At 44.4% G+C, this 16,094-nt stretch carries 14 protein-coding genes and 1 pseudogene; 12 read left to right on the plus strand and 3 right to left on the minus strand.

Annotated features, from left to right (window positions below; genetic code table 11):
• Positions 1-101 precede the first annotated feature (101 nt).
• Together JKK62_RS16360 and JKK62_RS16365 are read right to left on the minus strand one after the other, a co-directional pair.
• Positions 102-665: an NAD(P)H-dependent oxidoreductase gene (locus JKK62_RS16360; protein WP_201428858.1), complete on the minus strand. Its 564-nt coding sequence runs from the start codon at positions 663-665 to the stop codon at positions 102-104.
• Entirely contained in the window at positions 662-895 is a 234-nt protein-coding gene (locus JKK62_RS16365; RefSeq protein ID WP_243411897.1) for a DUF4298 domain-containing protein, read from the minus strand. Before JKK62_RS16365 ends, JKK62_RS16360 begins: the two co-directional genes overlap by 4 nt.
• 45 nt (positions 896-940) lie before the next feature.
• On the opposite strand from JKK62_RS16365, the gene JKK62_RS16370 reads away from it, so the two are divergent.
• From JKK62_RS16370 to JKK62_RS18035, 3 genes are all read left to right on the plus strand, one after another.
• Positions 941-1,591 (plus strand): hypothetical protein, encoded by a 651-nt coding sequence (locus tag JKK62_RS16370; RefSeq protein ID WP_207752218.1) that lies wholly within the window; start codon positions 941-943, stop codon positions 1,589-1,591.
• Positions 1,591-2,703: an AAA family ATPase gene (locus tag JKK62_RS16375; RefSeq protein WP_201428860.1), complete on the plus strand. Its 1,113-nt coding sequence runs from the start codon at positions 1,591-1,593 to the stop codon at positions 2,701-2,703. Before JKK62_RS16370 ends, JKK62_RS16375 begins: the two co-directional genes overlap by 1 nt.
• A 527-nt stretch (positions 2,704-3,230) precedes the next feature.
• Complete coding sequence (locus JKK62_RS18035) at positions 3,231-3,497, plus strand: DUF6809 family protein (protein WP_316612888.1); 267 nt, start codon at positions 3,231-3,233, stop codon at positions 3,495-3,497.
• Positions 3,498-3,511: 14 nt separating this feature from the next.
• Here the strand turns inward: JKK62_RS18035 and JKK62_RS16380 are convergent.
• Positions 3,512-4,510: pseudogene (locus tag JKK62_RS16380) on the minus strand (IS110 family transposase); the annotation flags it as partial.
• Between the two features lie 178 nt (positions 4,511-4,688).
• On the opposite strand from JKK62_RS16380, the gene JKK62_RS16385 reads away from it, so the two are divergent.
• The 9 genes from JKK62_RS16385 (at position 4,689) to JKK62_RS16425 (ending at position 16,092) form a co-directional block, all read left to right on the plus strand.
• The gene (locus JKK62_RS16385; protein WP_201428862.1) at positions 4,689-6,122 is read left to right on the plus strand and encodes a phage tail tip lysozyme; all 1,434 of its coding nucleotides are present in this window, start codon (positions 4,689-4,691) and stop codon (positions 6,120-6,122) included.
• 75 nt (positions 6,123-6,197) lie between these two features.
• Positions 6,198-7,247 (plus strand): pentapeptide repeat-containing protein, encoded by a 1,050-nt coding sequence (locus JKK62_RS16390; RefSeq protein ID WP_201428863.1) that lies wholly within the window; start codon positions 6,198-6,200, stop codon positions 7,245-7,247.
• Positions 7,248-7,296: 49 nt separating this feature from the next.
• A complete protein-coding gene (locus JKK62_RS16395; RefSeq protein WP_201428864.1) occupies positions 7,297-8,343 on the plus strand; it encodes a pentapeptide repeat-containing protein in 1,047 nt (348 codons plus the stop codon).
• Between the two features lie 15 nt (positions 8,344-8,358).
• Positions 8,359-8,610 carry a DUF6103 family protein gene (locus tag JKK62_RS16400; RefSeq protein ID WP_201428865.1) on the plus strand — a complete coding sequence of 84 codons (252 nt, stop codon included), beginning with the start codon at positions 8,359-8,361 and terminating at the stop codon, positions 8,608-8,610.
• Positions 8,603-9,277 carry a hypothetical protein gene (locus tag JKK62_RS16405; protein WP_201428866.1) on the plus strand — a complete coding sequence of 225 codons (675 nt, stop codon included), beginning with the start codon at positions 8,603-8,605 and terminating at the stop codon, positions 9,275-9,277. The genes JKK62_RS16400 and JKK62_RS16405 overlap by 8 nt, the downstream gene beginning before the upstream one ends.
• Positions 9,278-9,653: 376 nt before the next feature.
• Entirely contained in the window at positions 9,654-10,064 is a 411-nt protein-coding gene (locus JKK62_RS16410; RefSeq protein WP_201428867.1) for a hypothetical protein, read from the plus strand.
• A 3-nt stretch (positions 10,065-10,067) separates the two neighbouring features.
• On the plus strand, positions 10,068-12,974 hold the full coding sequence (mobP3, locus tag JKK62_RS16415) for a MobP3 family relaxase (protein WP_201428868.1): 2,907 nt from the start codon (positions 10,068-10,070) through the stop codon (positions 12,972-12,974).
• Between the two features lie 158 nt (positions 12,975-13,132).
• On the plus strand, positions 13,133-14,044 hold the full coding sequence (locus JKK62_RS16420) for a DUF3991 and TOPRIM domain-containing protein (RefSeq protein WP_201428869.1): 912 nt from the start codon (positions 13,133-13,135) through the stop codon (positions 14,042-14,044).
• A 5-nt stretch (positions 14,045-14,049) separates the two neighbouring features.
• Entirely contained in the window at positions 14,050-16,092 is a 2,043-nt protein-coding gene (locus JKK62_RS16425) for a type IV secretory system conjugative DNA transfer family protein (protein ID WP_243411898.1), read from the plus strand.
• Positions 16,093-16,094: the final 2 nt, after the last annotated feature.

The raw sequence follows: 16,094 nt of genomic DNA on the forward strand, positions 1-16,094 counted from the left end.
CTGTGTGCGATTTGTTACGGAAAGTAGGGTGAGTACCCGACTGAGGATGTTTGCGCGGTGTCGGCGATTTTTGAGCGCATCTCAATTTTTGCCGCGCTAAATCAAAGAATAGCGTTTCCCAAAATTCTGCTGACTTCCTGATTCAAAATCTCTTCTGCGTCATTTCCGATAATATCGAGCATTTCGGCTTTTACCAAATGCGTTTTCGGAATTCCGAAGTAGTTCTTCGCAAGGCTTTCTATGTAGCCATAGCTGTAGGTCGGATCGTAGGGACCGCCCGCGGTGGTGATGTAGTAAAGCTCCTTTGCTTTGCACAAGCCGACGGGCATTCCGCTTTCGTCATAGGCAGAAACGATGCCGGTGACATAGATGTTCTCGATATAGATTTTCAGTGTCGAGGGAAAGGACAAATCCCAATACGGCGCGGCAATCACGATAGTGTCAGCAGAGGCGAATTGTTTTGCATGGTCAAACATCGGGTCGCTGTAGTCGCCCTGCTTGATCAGCGCAGTGCGCTTGTTCAGCGTTTCTCTGTCAAGAGGCTTGAGGTTTTCTTCATATAATTTCAGCTCCGTGAAATCTCCGCCGAGCTTCTGCAAAACAGCCTGTGCCAATCGGTCGGTTCTTGATTCCTCACGGACACAGCAGTTGATGTATAAAGTCATTCGGATACCTCTCTGTACTCTTCCAGTAGATTGTAAATCCCGTCTTCCGACAGAACGCCGCGCGGCAGCTTTTTCGGGAGCAGACCGGCTTCGTCGTCGGCAAAATCCTGCTTCCATTCGTCGCTCGTATAATATTCTTCCAGTTCGCTGATAAGGTTTTGCAGCTTGTCGGCGTTTTCTTTTGTGAGCAAAAGCTGTTCCGCTTCGCGCATAGTGATCTCGTATTTCAAAATGCGCGCAAATTGAATAAACCGCTCTTTGACCTCCCGCGGGTCTTGGTACTCGCAAGCGCACTCACTTTGCAGAATGAAGTAGTCCTCGTTCGGCATACGGAGGAAGCGATTCATTCCGTTGCCGATTCAACAGAAAGAAACCGTTGCTGCCATGAGGAACTGGCAGAAAAAACAGACGCGTATATTGAGCAGACTGACAGGAGGTTTCGGCATACGGAGGAAGCGATTCATTCCGTTGCCGATTCAGCAGAAAGAAACCGTTGCCGCCATGAGGAACTGACAGAAAAAACGGATGCGTTTATGAAGCAGACGGCGGACAGCTTTCATCAGGCTGAGGTTAAAACGGACAAAATCCTTGAAGATTTGGATATCCAACGGAACACACAGGATGCTTTGCTGCGTGATACTGCAGCGACGGGAGCTTATATTGAGCAGCTTCAGTCCTATGAACATCTCGGCGATGTAGACAAGGAATGGGGTTATTCCCACGACTTGGGCAAAAAGCTGCTTGATACAACAGAACGTGTGAGCAATGAGGAAGAAGAAACTAAGCTGCTTAAAGAGCGCCTCGCAACTTGTGAAACGGAAAATATGATGCTGAAAACCAGACTGACAATCGCATTTTCGATAGCCGGCGGAGCTGTGGTTATTTCGTTAGTTCAGCTGGTTTTGAGAATAGCGGAGATTTTGTAATGAATAATGTTCATGAAGAAGAGTTATTAAATCACGCTTCCAAGCTTGATGCGGTTGTAAACGCAAACGGAGAAATCACCCGACTGGCTATCTCTGTTGTTGAAGAAGACAATAACGCGGCAACGGTTGAATTGCTTAAGAGAATTTCTGAATTAGGCAAAAGCCAGTCACGGCAGACACTGACGATAGCAAAAGCAGTTAAGGACAGCGTTATTAAATATCACGGATACCTCAGAGTGAAGGAAATATGCGGACAGGATACTAAAAATTCCAACACGGAAGCAGAAAAGTCGCTCTCACAGCTTTTGGAGGAGCTCAACTCTCTTGTGGGGTTATCGAATGTTAAGAAAAAGGTAAATGACCTGATTGCTTATCATCATGTGAGAATGCTGCGCGAGCAGGCAGGATTAAGATCGCAAGGCACAACGCTTCATTTAGCGTTTACAGGAAATCCCGGAACGGGCAAAACAACCGTAGCAAGGATCATCGGACATATTTATAAGCAGCTTGGCTTGCTTTCAAAGGGTCAGTTTGTGGAGGTTTCGCGAACAGACCTCATAGCTGGATACCAAGGTCAAACCGCGTTAAAGGTGAAGGCGGTGATAGAATCAGCCAAAGGCGGCGTGCTGTTTATTGATGAAGCCTACAGCCTGACCGAAAACGATCATTCGGATTCATACGGAAGAGAATGCTTAACGGAGTTGACAAAGGCGCTCGAGGATTATCGGGATGATTTGGTTGTCATTGTTGCCGGCTATACAGAACCGATGAAACAGTTTTTTGAATCAAACCCAGGACTCAAATCCCGGTTTAATACCTTTATTGAATTTGATGATTATAGCGCGTCGGAGCTGTTTGGCATTTTCATGAAGATGTGCAAAGACAATCATTATTCGATTTCAAGCACAGGTTCAGCGCGCCTTCAACAGATGTTTGACGAAGCACTCCGGAATAAAACAAACGAATTTGCAAACGGCAGATTTGTGAGAAATACTTATGAAGATTTAGTGATGAATCATGCCGGACGGGTGAACCGTATTCTTCATCCAAGCCGTCAGGATTTAATGGAAATTAAAGCCGAAGATATTCATACTGAATTCGAAAATGAATAACTTCGGCTCACGGAAAAAACATAATAATAGCAAAAGAAAAAGGGTCAGGCTCAAAACTCAGATAAATGAGTAAGAGCTGACCCTTTTGATTTCATTTCGTATACGCCCGACATCTGCAAATATATTGACGAGCATTTTGTTGACCGCAACAATCTCAGCTATAAACCGAGCAAAGCTACAGCGATTGCCTCCGCCGTCGCGCTTGAATTGGCTTTGGAGGAACCGACAGACCTGCTGCTGAAAGCCGGTTACGCGCTCTCGCAGAACAGCAAATTTGACGTTATTGTCGAATGCTTAATTCGTTATCATCTGTATAATTGCATTGTCACTCCGAACTTTTTCTAGCTTTATTCAAGTGTCATGTTTTCAGATATTTGCCTGTGTTTATACTGCATAATACTCTGTTTCGGGTGGTTGTCAAGTGATTGTCTGAAATAAAAATTTGCGGCACCAATCAAAGAAAAAGTCGTTTTCTCTGGACTTTTCCGTTTTCTGTGGTATGCTGTTGTGCTAAAGGAGGTGCCTGTATGGACACAATCAAAGAACTGTATTACGGCAATATCAATCCCTATGAGCGCGACGTAAAGCCGGACAGCGAAACCGATAAGCTCGCCAAGCTTGTGCTACGGCTCGACGAACAACTGCGACGAGCGCTGAACGAAAGTGAAGCGGAAACCTTCGGCAAGCTGAAGGATGCATGGACAGAACTAAGCTGTCTGAACGAATGTGATTGCTTTATCAACGGCTTCAAATTAGGCGTTCGCCTGACAGCAGAATCACTGTTGCCGGAATAAGAAAACGCAGCTCTGGTAATCAGGGCTGCAAACGCGACTAAAGATTGTTTGCGTTCAAATCGCGTCACGTCTCCAATCTCAGCCATGAGCTGCGGACCGGTAGATTCTCCGACTCCATACATGTTCATGACGACCTCGTATTCCGGGAGTTGTGATGCAAGGTTGTTCATTTCAGCACGATAGGCTTCAACAGAACCGGAAATAGCCGTCAACTGCTTTGCGGCTTGCTGAACAATAGTTTTGGAAACAGAGTCTTTAGGAACAAGAGCGACAACATTTTTAGAAAGCTCATAAACCTCTTCGGCATTACTGAGTTTGAACAAATATCCGTTGCGCTTACACCACTTGCGATAACGCTCTGTAAAAGCTTTCAAACTGAGTTTTCTTACACAATCGGCGTGCCAAAAGGTAGTGATGAAATCCACCCACTTTTGAGTTCCATCCTTGCGAACAGGACTTTCAAAGCATTTTCGGATTCCGGGGAATACCTGCTCGGTCAGCGCAACCAGATTGTTGTTAGCGGCTGTTTTCTGCTTTGAGGAAAGATGAAACTGGCGGTGGAGAGTTTTTAGATTGTATCTAACTGTATCCATAGGAGTATAATCTCTCAAATCCGCCCAGTTGTCAAGGGCATAACGCGCAATCTTTTGTGAATCAGCCTTATCGGTCTTTACTTTGCGTAAAGAATTGGCACCATATTCCTTGATTAATAAGGGATTAACGGCACAAACAAATAAGCCTTTTTCATGAAGTATTTTAGCTATTGATTCATAATAGCGACCTGTATGTTCCATGACAACGCGGGTTTCACCATCAATTGCCAGTAATTCGTCTGCCAGTTTGGAAAGTTCTGAAGGTGTATGTTTGACGTTAAACGGCAATTTTACCACCTCACCAAACGGACGTAAGACTGATACTGTGCTTCTGCCATTGGAAATATCAATTCCTGCTGCGTTCATTTTCTTAAACCTCTTTTCGGTTGATTGTAACGGACTATGCCTTCCTTTACCCATCGCCGATTCTATCTGTTTAATGACACGAACGTCCGGAATACCGATGCTTCTACCTACAACAAACGAACGCTGCGAACAGGAGGATGGCTGACTGACTAAAAGACGGACGTTTAAGTCCTTGGAGGTATAAGTCAGACCGTTCCTTCCTATTCTAACAGCTTAGGCAACGAGATGCCCTATGTTTATGGCTGGCTGCCATATTTTAAGGGGCAAACATATTGTAACAGGAGGTATTTTTATCGGTGCAACTATTGGAGCCGCGCTAAAGAAGATAGCAGTGGCTATACTCACAAACAAGAACGCTCTGAAAAAAGCATTGACCGTTATTCTTGTCATTTTGCTTGTGATTTTAATGCCTGTCATTGCAATCATCTCATTCTTTTCGGGTGGTATCAGTGTTGACACAGCCGGGCTCTCGCAGAAGATTGAAGCACAATTGACGGCTGAAGAACGGGCAAAAATCTCAAAAGCTGAAGAATTACTCAAAAAAGTTGAGAGCGAGATGAAGAAAAAGAAATACACAGACGATCAGATCTTACAATCAAGGGTTATCACGGTGCTGTTCCTTCAGGACAAGGTATCGGATAAGGACTTCGTCACCAAGCTTGTGAATTGTTTCAAAAAGAATCAGACCACAAAAAATCTCATCAGCAATGTCAACAGAACATTCAGCAAGACGATCGAGGTGGAAGATTTTGAAAAACTAATGTCGTATATCTACTCCTCATCGTCAGATTACGATATCGTTCAGGTAGCTAAAAAAGAAGTCGGAAATGTCGGCGGCGAAAAGTTTTGGAAATGGTACGGATTCCCGTCAAGAGTTGATTGGTGCTGTATTTTCGTTTCTTGGTGCGCAAATCAATGTGGATATATTGAATCGGGATTAGTGCCGAAATATTCAGTCGTTGATGATGGTGCCAATTGGTTTAGGCAAAAGAATCAGTGGATGCCCGGTTCCGCAACACCGAGTCCCGGCAATATTATATTCTTTGATTGGGCATATGATGGATTAGACGGCAAGGGTGATCACACAGGCATTGTCAAGAAGGTCGAAAATGGTATTGTCTATACGATCGAAGGAAACAGCGGAGATAAGGTGTGTGAGCATCAGTATTCAGTCGGCAACAAGGAAATCTTAGGATACGGTAAATTCAAACAGCCTGAGATATCTGCTACAGGCGACCCGGCAACTCAGGTATGGAAATATCTGAAAAGCTATGGCTATTCCGACAGCGTAGCCGCGGGAATCATTGGAAATATGATGAGAGAGTGCGGCGGCGATACGCTTGATCTCGATTGGGATGTTGTCGGTCATTTCAACGGCGATGAGTTTTACGGATTGTGTCAGTGGTGTCTGAGATATGCCCCATCAAATTTCAAGGGTGCGACCATCAAGGAGCAGTGTGAATATTTGCGCAAGACTATTGAATCCGAATTTGCTGCTTATGGCGGCAACTACAACGGAATAACCTATCAGCAATTTCTTAAAGCCGATACACGAACTGCGGCAATAGCATTTGAACGTGTATATGAACGATGTGGCGACTATGCTTTTGAAGATGCACGCAGAGCAGATAACGCAGAGAAAGCATATCAAAAATTTCATAAATAGGAGTGAGGTGAAAAACATCTGGATATTTATAAAAAACGTGGTATAGTTTGTTGTTACACAAGGAGGTGAAAACCAATGATTTACAAAGCACAATTTGAAACCAAGAGAAGCAGAGTTGATTTTGATGCATGCGATATCAGGTTCAGCGTGGGATTATCCAAAGAGGACTTCGATCATCTTCGGACAAATCTGTTAGAGGAATCAAAGTATATCAAGCCATATCTTCACATGCTCGACAGGAACGCAGAGGTAGACCAGGCAATGCTGTTTACTTGCGATAACGAGAAATATGGTCTGATAGTCATTCCGAGCGATACAGGATACGCCAGATACACGGCGTTTGTCCCCGACGCGAGAAGAATGCCTGCACACTTGCAGTACAGCTCCCTTGATCAGCACGATGAAGAAATGACGCGCATTGTCGGACTCTATACTCAGAAAGCCTTACAGGATCAAGAGGACGGAGAGTACAATCTTGATATGGACGAGGTGTATAATGACATTAAGTTCCGGGATTTTAATCAAAACCTGTTTCTCGATATGCTGCGTGACCGTCCTGAGTTTGATGATATCAATTACTATGACGGTGTGTTCACTATCAAGATTGGCAGAGAATATTTGAGCGATGATGAATACTACCGCTTGTATCAGGATGATATCGACATCATGGAAGCCAAGCACATTCTTTGGATGCACGACGCAGGCGGAGAACAAGCAGACTTTCGAGGCTGCGAGATGGATGGAATTGATTTCAAAGATAAGACATTTGCCGGAGCCATCTTCGATGACTGTATCATTACCAACTCGGACTTCGAGAATGCAATGTTGATGAGCGCAAGCTTCAATCAGGCTGAAATCAACAAGTGCGATTTCACGAATGCGACAGCCGAGGAAGTCAAAGCAAAGAACGCCGCGTTCATCGATTGCAATTTCACTCAAGCCGACTTCATTGAAAGTGATTTTAATGGAACGCGCTTTGATAACTGCGATTTCAGTTGCATATCGATGGAGAAAAGCTGCATCAAAGGCACAGAATTCTTTGGAACAGAACCGGAGCCGGAACAACAGTTAAGGTGCTATATACTCGGACCCGATCCCGAACAAAATCAGAATATAAATTTATAACGCCGATTGGAAACAGTCGGCGTTTATCTATGTAAGGAAGTGAAAAGAAATGATTTTGAATGTACACCTAATTCGCAAGGCTGACGATTATGCTTTGCAAAGATGCGAGGTGGCAGAAGTAGTAGAAATCAGTCATGAAGACTTCAATGAACTGAAATGCAATCCACTCAAGGATTACAGCTTCATTACCGAGAACAAGGATAAGCTCGAATACGAAAACGTTTCGACTGTGCCTTGCATCATGTTCATTGACGGCGACGGTGATGACGGTATCCTCGTGGATCCGCAGGGTTATGACTATGCAAGATACTCTGCGTATATCTCTAACGCAAGACAGCTGTGCAGACTTGGACAGTATCCTTCGCTGGATGATTATAACAGAGATATGCAGAGCCTTGTAGAACACTACGTTAGTGAGGTGCTGAGTGAGCAGAAGGACGGACAAGCAATTCTCTCCCTTTCTGCTGTGGGCGACTATTACCAGTCCGAGTATCAAGGTTTTCTCGATCACGAACTCTTCCAGAACATGATGATGGAACGTCCTGAGTTTGAGACCATCGAAGAAAACTGCGGAGATTTGTTCATCAATGTGAAGGCTCGATATTTGCATAATCAAATGAGAGAGCTCACGCAGCAGGAAGTGGATGTGATGTGTGCGAAGCATGTCCTGTGGTTGAATGATGCAGGAGGTGAGCGTGCCAATTTTCAAAACTGTTATCTGAACAATCTTAATATCTTCGGAAAAGATTTATCTAACAGCTATTGTGAGGGTGCGCGATTTGAAAACTGCGATATGCACTCAGCGGATTTCAGTAACGCTGAGATGGAGTCGGTGCGGTTTAACAACTGCTATATGCAGGATATCTTTGCGGACAGAACAAACTTCATTCAAGCTGACTTTATCGGCTGTGATATTTCTAACTCTGTTGTATGCGATTCCATTCTCACGAGCGCGACAATGCAAAACTGTGATGTTGATAATACGGAGATTACAAATTGTCAGCTTGACAGCTTTAAATATCCTGCTACTGATATGAACAAAGCCGCCTGTGTAACAGGACAAACCGAAGAACAGACCAACAGCTTGAATTATTAGTAAGGAGTTATGTGAATGCGAAAAGAAAATATCAGCATTGCTTATGACAGCGAAAAACTTTCTGCTGTCAAAATGTATATGGAACAGCGCGATACTGATTTAAAATCCGAGATGGAAAAGTCGCTCGACGCGCTCTATACAAAATATGTTCCTGCTAACGTGCGTGAATATCTTGATATGAAATCCTCTACGCAAACTGTCAGCAGACCAAAATCAAGTCGCTCAAAACCGAGTGAAAACAAAAGTGAGGTGAACGAAAATGTTTGAAACAAACTTTGATTTCGATTACAACAGTTATAAGCTCACCGCCGTGATTGATTGCTTCCATAGTGAGGAAGAGGAATTGCGCATGGAGTTGATCGGTCATATGGAAAAACTCTATGATGAACTTGTACCTCCCGAGGTGAAAGAACAGATCGACCAAGAAATGATGGAAGAGCATAACCGTCAGTGGCAGTATGATAATTGCTTCGCGCTTATTCATATGCACAATGACGATGATGAAGAATCGTATTTCGTTGCAAAAGGAATCCACTCGCTTTATGACGCAGCGAGTTTTTATTATCATCATCTGTTAGATATGAAGGATGAGTATGATATGGATTCTCTGGTGCAACGCTTTGATTCTTATGATTATGTAGACAAACCTGTCTTCAATGTTCTGTCGGACGCACAAGAAAACGATAAGAGAATCAGCTGTACAGTAGACTATGATTTTGAAACCGGCATTCTTACCTTCAAGGGAAACGGAGAGCAGGAATCAGAATACTATGATTTGAATTTCTTGGAGTCAGCAATTGAAAGAGCAGAGCGCGGAGGTGCAGGAGAAGCACAACGTCACGATTCCTTCGATGCCGATATCGAATGGTATATTAATCAGAGTCAAAGTCGTTACAGTGACGGTGAGAACGAGGGCGGTACAATGCGCCTGTGATCGCCGTGTTCGCCCTGTGTCGGCTTTTTCCAAAACAGGCAGGGCAGTAACCGTCTAAGCGAGGGAAAGCCAACACGGGCGATTGCTTGCAGAATTACACGAAAGGCAAAATAATCGGCAAATCGGGGTATACAACGGTGGTCGAAAAGTAAGCAGGAGAAAGCGTGTGTGTCGCAGAAGCGACCACACGCTGTTCACAGCAGCCGGCAATGCCGACTGCAAAGCCATTTTTGAGAGCTTTGTGATTGCAAAAAAGTGTGTGTCAAAAAACAACTTTTGTGTCACTGTGTGTGTCAGATGCGCTCGATTTGCCGATGCTTAAGCCATTTGTTTGTACTCAAAAGTGTGTGTCATGAAGAATTGAGGTGAATAAAGCATGGAAAAACCGGATAAAAAAGTGCGCTTCGCATTGTATGTTAATCAATCGGCATTAGACCTTGTAGATGAGAATTTTGAGAAAGATAACTGCTTGAGTAAAAGTGAATTTATAGAAAACGCTATCAGATTTTATGTAAGCTACCTATCTTCTAATACAAATATACCTTATCTGTCTACGGTTGTAATGTCAACGATGGAGTCTCTTCTTAAAGAAAATACAAACCGATTAAGTAAACTGCTATTTAAATTAGCGGTTGAACTTGCCATCACAATGAATGTTGTTGCTTCAAATCAGGGTGTCGATAAAGAAGTCCTCAACACCTTGCGAGGTGAATGTATCAAAGAAGTAAAAAAGACAAACGGCATTTTTACTTTCGATGAAGCAGATAACTGGCAGAAAGGTTTGTAATTTGTGGCAAGAATTGTTACAAAGTTTAAGTATCTCAAGTCCGACAGGAAGCAGAGCGCTGGAGGATATGCAAAATATATTGCAACCCGTGAAGGCGTTGAGAAGATAGATTCTTCACAAGTGTTTGCTCCGGCTTCGGTGAAACAGCAGGAGCTGATAGACAAATTGCTTACTGACTTTCCTGATGCCGCGAACAGTTTAGAGTATCAGGATTACACAGCCAAGAAAACTATCGGTACTGCTTCTGAGTTTATCTCACGCACGATAGAGGATAACAGCTATGAAATATCGGGCAGAGAAACTTATGCTAAGTATATTGCTACCCGTCCCCGTGCTGAAAAGTTTGGTCGGCATGGATTGTTTACCGATAAAGGAGTCCCTGTTAATCTTTCGGTGGTTCAGCGTGAATTGAATGAGCATCAGGGAAATATCTGGACGGCAATTATCTCTTTGCGTAGAGAAGATGCTGAACGGCTGGACTATAATAACGGAGCAAGATGGAGAGATATGCTTCGAAGTAAAACGATAGAAATGGCTAAGAATATGAAAATCAATATCAAAAATCTTCGTTGGTATGCAGCGTTTCATAATGAATCCCACCACCCGCACGTTCACTTAATTATTTATTCTGTCAATCCCGAAGAAGGATACCTTACAGAAAAGGGAATAGAGAATCTTCGGTCAGCATTCGCCAGAGAGATATTCGCTCAAGACTTGGTATCTATTTATTCAAAGCAGACAGAGAGCAGAGATAAGCTGAGAGCCGACAGCAAATCTATTGTTACAGAGATTGTAAGTCAGATCAACAGCGGAGATTATGATAACCCGACAGTTGAAAATCTCCTCCGTCAGCTCTCGGATAAGCTGTCACGCGTCAGCGGCAAGAAACAATATGGTTATCTCAAAGCTGAAGTGAAGGACCTCGTTGACAACATCATCATTGAACTTTCCAAAGATGAAAGAATAGCAAATCTGTATGATATCTGGTATGGGCAGAGGGAAGAGGTGCTGAGAACCTATACCGATACGCTCCCTGAACGGATTCCGTTGGTAGACAATGATACGTTCAAGCCAATCAAGAATCATGTTATAACGGAAGCGTTGAAGATTAAATCCGGCAGCTTATATGATGAAGATTTTGACTCGTCTGCGGATTCAACCGTTTCCGTTTTGGAAACAGTTCCCGAAGAACCTATGGTAGATACGGAATCCGCAGACTTTGATGAGTTAGACAAACGAGTATTTACTAACAGAAGTTGGTGGACGAAGGAGTATAAGCAGGCGCGGCGTTATCTTTACGGTAACAAAAAAGTCAAGCCGGATTTCAAAAAGGCAATGGAGCTGCTCTTGCTTGAAGCTGAGAAAGGCAACGGCTTTGCCATGCACGACCTTGCTAAAATGTATTTAGATGGTCTCGGTGTTCCAAATGATGAGAGCGGTGCAGAGGAATACTTTGCGAAAGCTCTCCGTGCTTTTCTCAATAAACTGCCGAGCGAGAAAAAGCCTGCGTATATGCAATACCGCATCGGCAAGATGTATCAGCAGGGGTATGGAACAGAACAAAACTATACTGAAGCGGCTTCTTGGTTTCAAAAGTCTGTTGACTTGGGAAATCAGTATGCCGCTTATTCCTTGGCATCGCTGTACTATTACGGTAATGGAGTTGAGCAGGACTATCACAGGGCGTTTGAGTTATACCGTTTCGCTGCAGAGAAAGGTAATGCATACGCTCAGTACCAACTCGCTCAAATGCTGAACGAAGGCATAGGCACGGTTAAAAATGTTTCTTCCGCACGGGAATGGTACAGAAAAGCCTACAACGGTTTCCTTGCTATCGAAAGGAATATGGCTGATGATAAGCTCTATTACCGTCTCGGACAGATGAACCACAACGGTATTGGCACGGAAGTGAATCTTGATAACGCCCGGCTGTATTTTGAAATGGCAGACAAGCTCAAGAACACCAACGCCGCGTTCGGTCTCGGCAAGCTGTATCTGCGAGAGGACTACAGCGGGTACAATCCGCTCAAGGCAGTAGACTATCTTGAAAAGGCGGCAAATGCGAATAACAGCTATGCTCAGTTTCTGTTGGGCAAGTTGTATTTGCAGGGCGACATCATTGGTCAGGATAGCGACTTAGCTTTGAAATACTTGACGGCATCGGCAGAGAACGTGAATGTCGGCGCAATGTATTATCTCGGTAAAGAACTGCTTCTCGGAGAGAATCTTACAAAGGATGTTTCACAAGGCTTCGATTGGTTAGTAAAAGCAATGGACAGCGGCAATCAGTACGCCAAATTCCTGTTGGCGAAGGAGTATCTGTCGGGAGATAACATTCCCCGGTACTCGGATATCGCTGTACAGTTGCTTGAAGAACTCTCAGCGGAAAATTTCGAGTACGCCGAATACCAACTCGGCAAGCTGTACTATCAAGGGGAAGAAGTACCCCAAGATATCAACCGAGCCATCTATCATTTGGAGAAAGCATTTGCAGTCGGCAATGAGTACGCCGCCTATCAGCTTGGTAAGATTTATCTGAATGATATTCACGATACGGACAAGGCGGTATTCTATCTGAAAGCGGCAGCGGAAGAAGATAATCCCTATGCGCAATATCAGCTCGGCAAGCTATATCTGTATGGGAACGGTGTTGAAAAGAATGTTGAACTCGCCTATGAGTATCTTATTGAATCAGCGAAGAACGGCAATCCCTACGCCTTGCAGCTCTTGAACAGTCACAGCAAGGGGAGAGGTGCGTCCGTTGCGATGTGCTCAATGTCTCTGCTTCACCATCTGAGCCGTATTATCCAAAATCAGATTGAGCAAAACAGACGCCGTAGAAAAGTAAAAACCGACCGGAAAACCCGTCAGAAAATTGACGATAAGAAATTCGGTCTCGGACTTCATTAAAAAATATACTCTACTAACAAGGGACTGTTATACCCAAACGGTGACAGGACCGTCCTATCACGATGATAGGAGTGGTATAACAGCCCAAAGTAAGATAACTACAACAGAAAGATAGACAGACAAACTCTTGAATAAAAGTTTGATGGTTAGGAGAAGTAATGTCAGTATTTAATTATTTTACAAAAGAGCAAAGAGAACGCGCGAGGAACACTGACCTTGTGCAGCTTCTCAGAAGCCAGGGCGAAAAACTCAAGCGGTCGGGTTCGGAATTTGAATGGCGGGACGGATCCGAGAAAGTGACCGTGAGAGGAAACCTCTGGTTCAATCAGTACAATCAGGAAGGCGGCGACGCGATAGATTTTGTCCGCAGATATTACAACAAGGATTATCCTGAAGCAGTTGCTTTCCTGCTCAATCATGGTGGCGGACAAATCATTCATTCTTTTTCTGCCGAGGAAAAGCCGAAGGTGTTGGAACCTCCCAAGCCGAACTCTGATATGCGCAGAGCCTACGCTTACTTGCTTTTGAATCGGTGTATTGATCGTGAAGTTCTTAATGCATTCATCCACAACAAGATGATTTACGAGGATGAAGAGTATCACAATGCAGTATTTGTCGGATACGACACGGAAGGTAAACCTCGACACTACCACAAGCGAGGAACGTTGTCAGCAAGCTCGTTCAAGGGAAATGTGTCGGGCAGCGTGCCAGAATACAGTTTTCACTGGCACGGCAAGTCAGACAAAATCTTTTTGTTTGAGGCACCCATTGATATGCTGTCGTTTATTTCTATGCACAAAGATCATTGGCATGAACACAGCTATGCGGCATCTTGTTCCGTTTCGGACAGGGTGCTTTTTCAATGCCTCAAGGATAATCCTAACATCAAAGCCGTGTTTCTGTGCTTTGATAACGATTGTTGGGGACAGCAGGCTAATCAGCGAATAACAGAGAAACTAAATCAAATGGGTATTGAAAACCACATTCTGAAACCGCAATACAAGGATTGGAATCAGGACTGGCTGAATCAAGACGAAAGGAGCGAACAGCTATGTTACCACAGGGCGTAGGAATTATGATTGCGGCCGTGGGCGGTCTGCTGCTATTCTTTTTTCTGGTGATGTCACTTTCCAACAGATATAACCTCAACAACATCAAGGATAAAACAGTCGGACACGGTCAGCACGGAACGGCTCGTTGGGCTACGAAGAAGGAAATCAAGCGAATCTATAAGCACATCAACTATGAGCCGGATAAATGGCGCGAGGATCCTGACAGCAGACCAAAGGAGCAGGGAATAGTAGTCGGCTGCACCAACCGCAAATTGACTATCTTCACAAACTTTATGCGGAGATTATGGTACAGACTTAGAAAGCTGAGAAATAAGTTTCGCCGTAGGAAGAACAAGAAATATATCCCCGAACCGATTCAGAAAGGCACGACCACAGCAATGGTTGATACCGGAGATGTGCATGCGCTGATGATTGGCGCTGCCGGTGTCGGTAAAACTGCTTTCTGGTTGTATCCGTGCATTGAATATGCCTGTGCCACAGGGATGTCATTCCTATCAACCGACACGAAGGGCGACGTGGTGCGAAATTACGGAGAGATAGCCTCTAAATATTACGGCTACTATATTTCTGTAATTGATCTGCGTAACCCGACACGTTCCAACGGCAACAACCTTCTGCATCTTGTTAACAAGTACACCGATTTGTTCAAAGCCAATCCCGACAAGCTTGTTTACAAAGCTAAAGCTGAGAAGTACGCCAAGATTATAGCCAAGACAATTATCATGTCAGGCGGCGATTCAGCTTCCTACGGACAGAACGCATACTTTTATGATTCAGCCGAAGGCTTGCTTACCGCTACCATCCTTCTTGTAGCGGAATTCTGCAAGCCAAACGAAAGGCACATCGTATCCGTCTATAAGATTATCCAGGAACTTCTTGCTCCGTCAAACAAAAAGGGCAAGAACCAATTCCAACAGGTTATGGATTTGCTTCCCGAAAACCATAAGGCAAAGTGGTTTGCGGGTGCGGCTCTCACCACAGCGGAAGATACAATGGCATCGGTTATGTCCACAGCATTATCAAGGCTGAACGCTTTTCTGGATTCCGAGTTAGAGCAGCTCCTCTGTTTCGATACAGAGATTGATGCCGAGAAATTCTGCAATGAGAAGTCAGCTATTTTCATCGTAATGCCCGAAGAGGATCCCGGTAAATTCTTTATGGTGTCGCTGATTATCCAGCAGCTCTACCGTGAGATCCTCGCTGTAGCGGATGAAAACGGCGGCAAATTGAAAAACCGTTGCGTATTCTACTGCGATGAATTTGGCACGCTGCCGAAGATTGAGTCGGCAGAGATGATGTTCTCCGCATCCCGTTCCCGAAGATTGCAGATAGTTCCCATAATCCAATCCTTTGCACAGCTTGAAAAAAACTACGGCAAAGAGGGCGCGGATGTTATCATAGACAACACGCAGCTCACTATTTTCGGCGGTTTCACACCGAACAGTACCTCTGCGGAAACACTATCCAAAGCACTCGGCTCCCGAACAGTTATGTCGGGCTCTGTCAGCAGGAGCAAGGATAATCCCTCTCAGTCCGTACAGATGATTGAGCGACCATTGATGACCTCGGATGAACTCAAAAACCTTCCGAAAGGAACTTTTGTGGTTATGAAAACAGCAGAGCATCCCATGAAGGTAAAGCTAAAGCTGTTCTTTAAATGGGGAATCTCATTTGAGGCTCCGTTCTCAGTAGAGGAACACAGCAACCGTGAGGTGCATTATGCTGTTAAGAAAGAACTCACAGACGCCATCATCAAGAAATATCGTCCGGATTTATTAACGGCGGCAAAAGAGAAGAAGGATGATAACAGCTCCGGCGGCGTTAAAGCAGCGAGAGCTAACAAGGATGTGCCATTTGAACAGGCAAGCCATCCCGCAAAGAACGAAGAGCCGGAGAAGGTTGCTACGAAAAAGAAATCAGATAAGAAGGATGATTCTAAATCCGGCAGCGGCAATAAGCGAGTAATTGAGCAACAGCATATGCAGAAACCGCATACCAGACCAATGCAGCCTCGCACTCATCGGAACGGTGGTGAGCGAAAATAGGC

The organism is Ruminococcus difficilis (assembly GCF_016680995.1).

Excerpts from the sequence above, each read along its gene's own strand:
- JKK62_RS16360 (WP_201428858.1), bottom strand. The coding sequence starts at position 665 with ATGACTTTATACATCAACTGCTGTGTCCGTGAGGAATCAAGAACCGAC.
- JKK62_RS16375 (WP_201428860.1), top strand. The coding sequence starts at position 1,591 with ATGAATAATGTTCATGAAGAAGAGTTATTAAATCACGCTTCCAAGCTT.
- JKK62_RS18035 (WP_316612888.1), top strand. The coding sequence starts at position 3,231 with ATGGACACAATCAAAGAACTGTATTACGGCAATATCAATCCCTATGAG.
- JKK62_RS16385 (WP_201428862.1), top strand. The coding sequence starts at position 4,689 with ATGTTTATGGCTGGCTGCCATATTTTAAGGGGCAAACATATTGTAACA.
- JKK62_RS16390 (WP_201428863.1), top strand. The coding sequence starts at position 6,198 with ATGATTTACAAAGCACAATTTGAAACCAAGAGAAGCAGAGTTGATTTT.
- JKK62_RS16395 (WP_201428864.1), top strand. The coding sequence starts at position 7,297 with ATGATTTTGAATGTACACCTAATTCGCAAGGCTGACGATTATGCTTTG.
- JKK62_RS16400 (WP_201428865.1), top strand. The coding sequence starts at position 8,359 with ATGCGAAAAGAAAATATCAGCATTGCTTATGACAGCGAAAAACTTTCT.
- JKK62_RS16405 (WP_201428866.1), top strand. The coding sequence starts at position 8,603 with ATGTTTGAAACAAACTTTGATTTCGATTACAACAGTTATAAGCTCACC.
- JKK62_RS16410 (WP_201428867.1), top strand. The coding sequence starts at position 9,654 with ATGGAAAAACCGGATAAAAAAGTGCGCTTCGCATTGTATGTTAATCAA.
- JKK62_RS16420 (WP_201428869.1), top strand. The coding sequence starts at position 13,133 with ATGTCAGTATTTAATTATTTTACAAAAGAGCAAAGAGAACGCGCGAGG.
- JKK62_RS16425 (WP_243411898.1), top strand. The coding sequence starts at position 14,050 with ATGATTGCGGCCGTGGGCGGTCTGCTGCTATTCTTTTTTCTGGTGATG.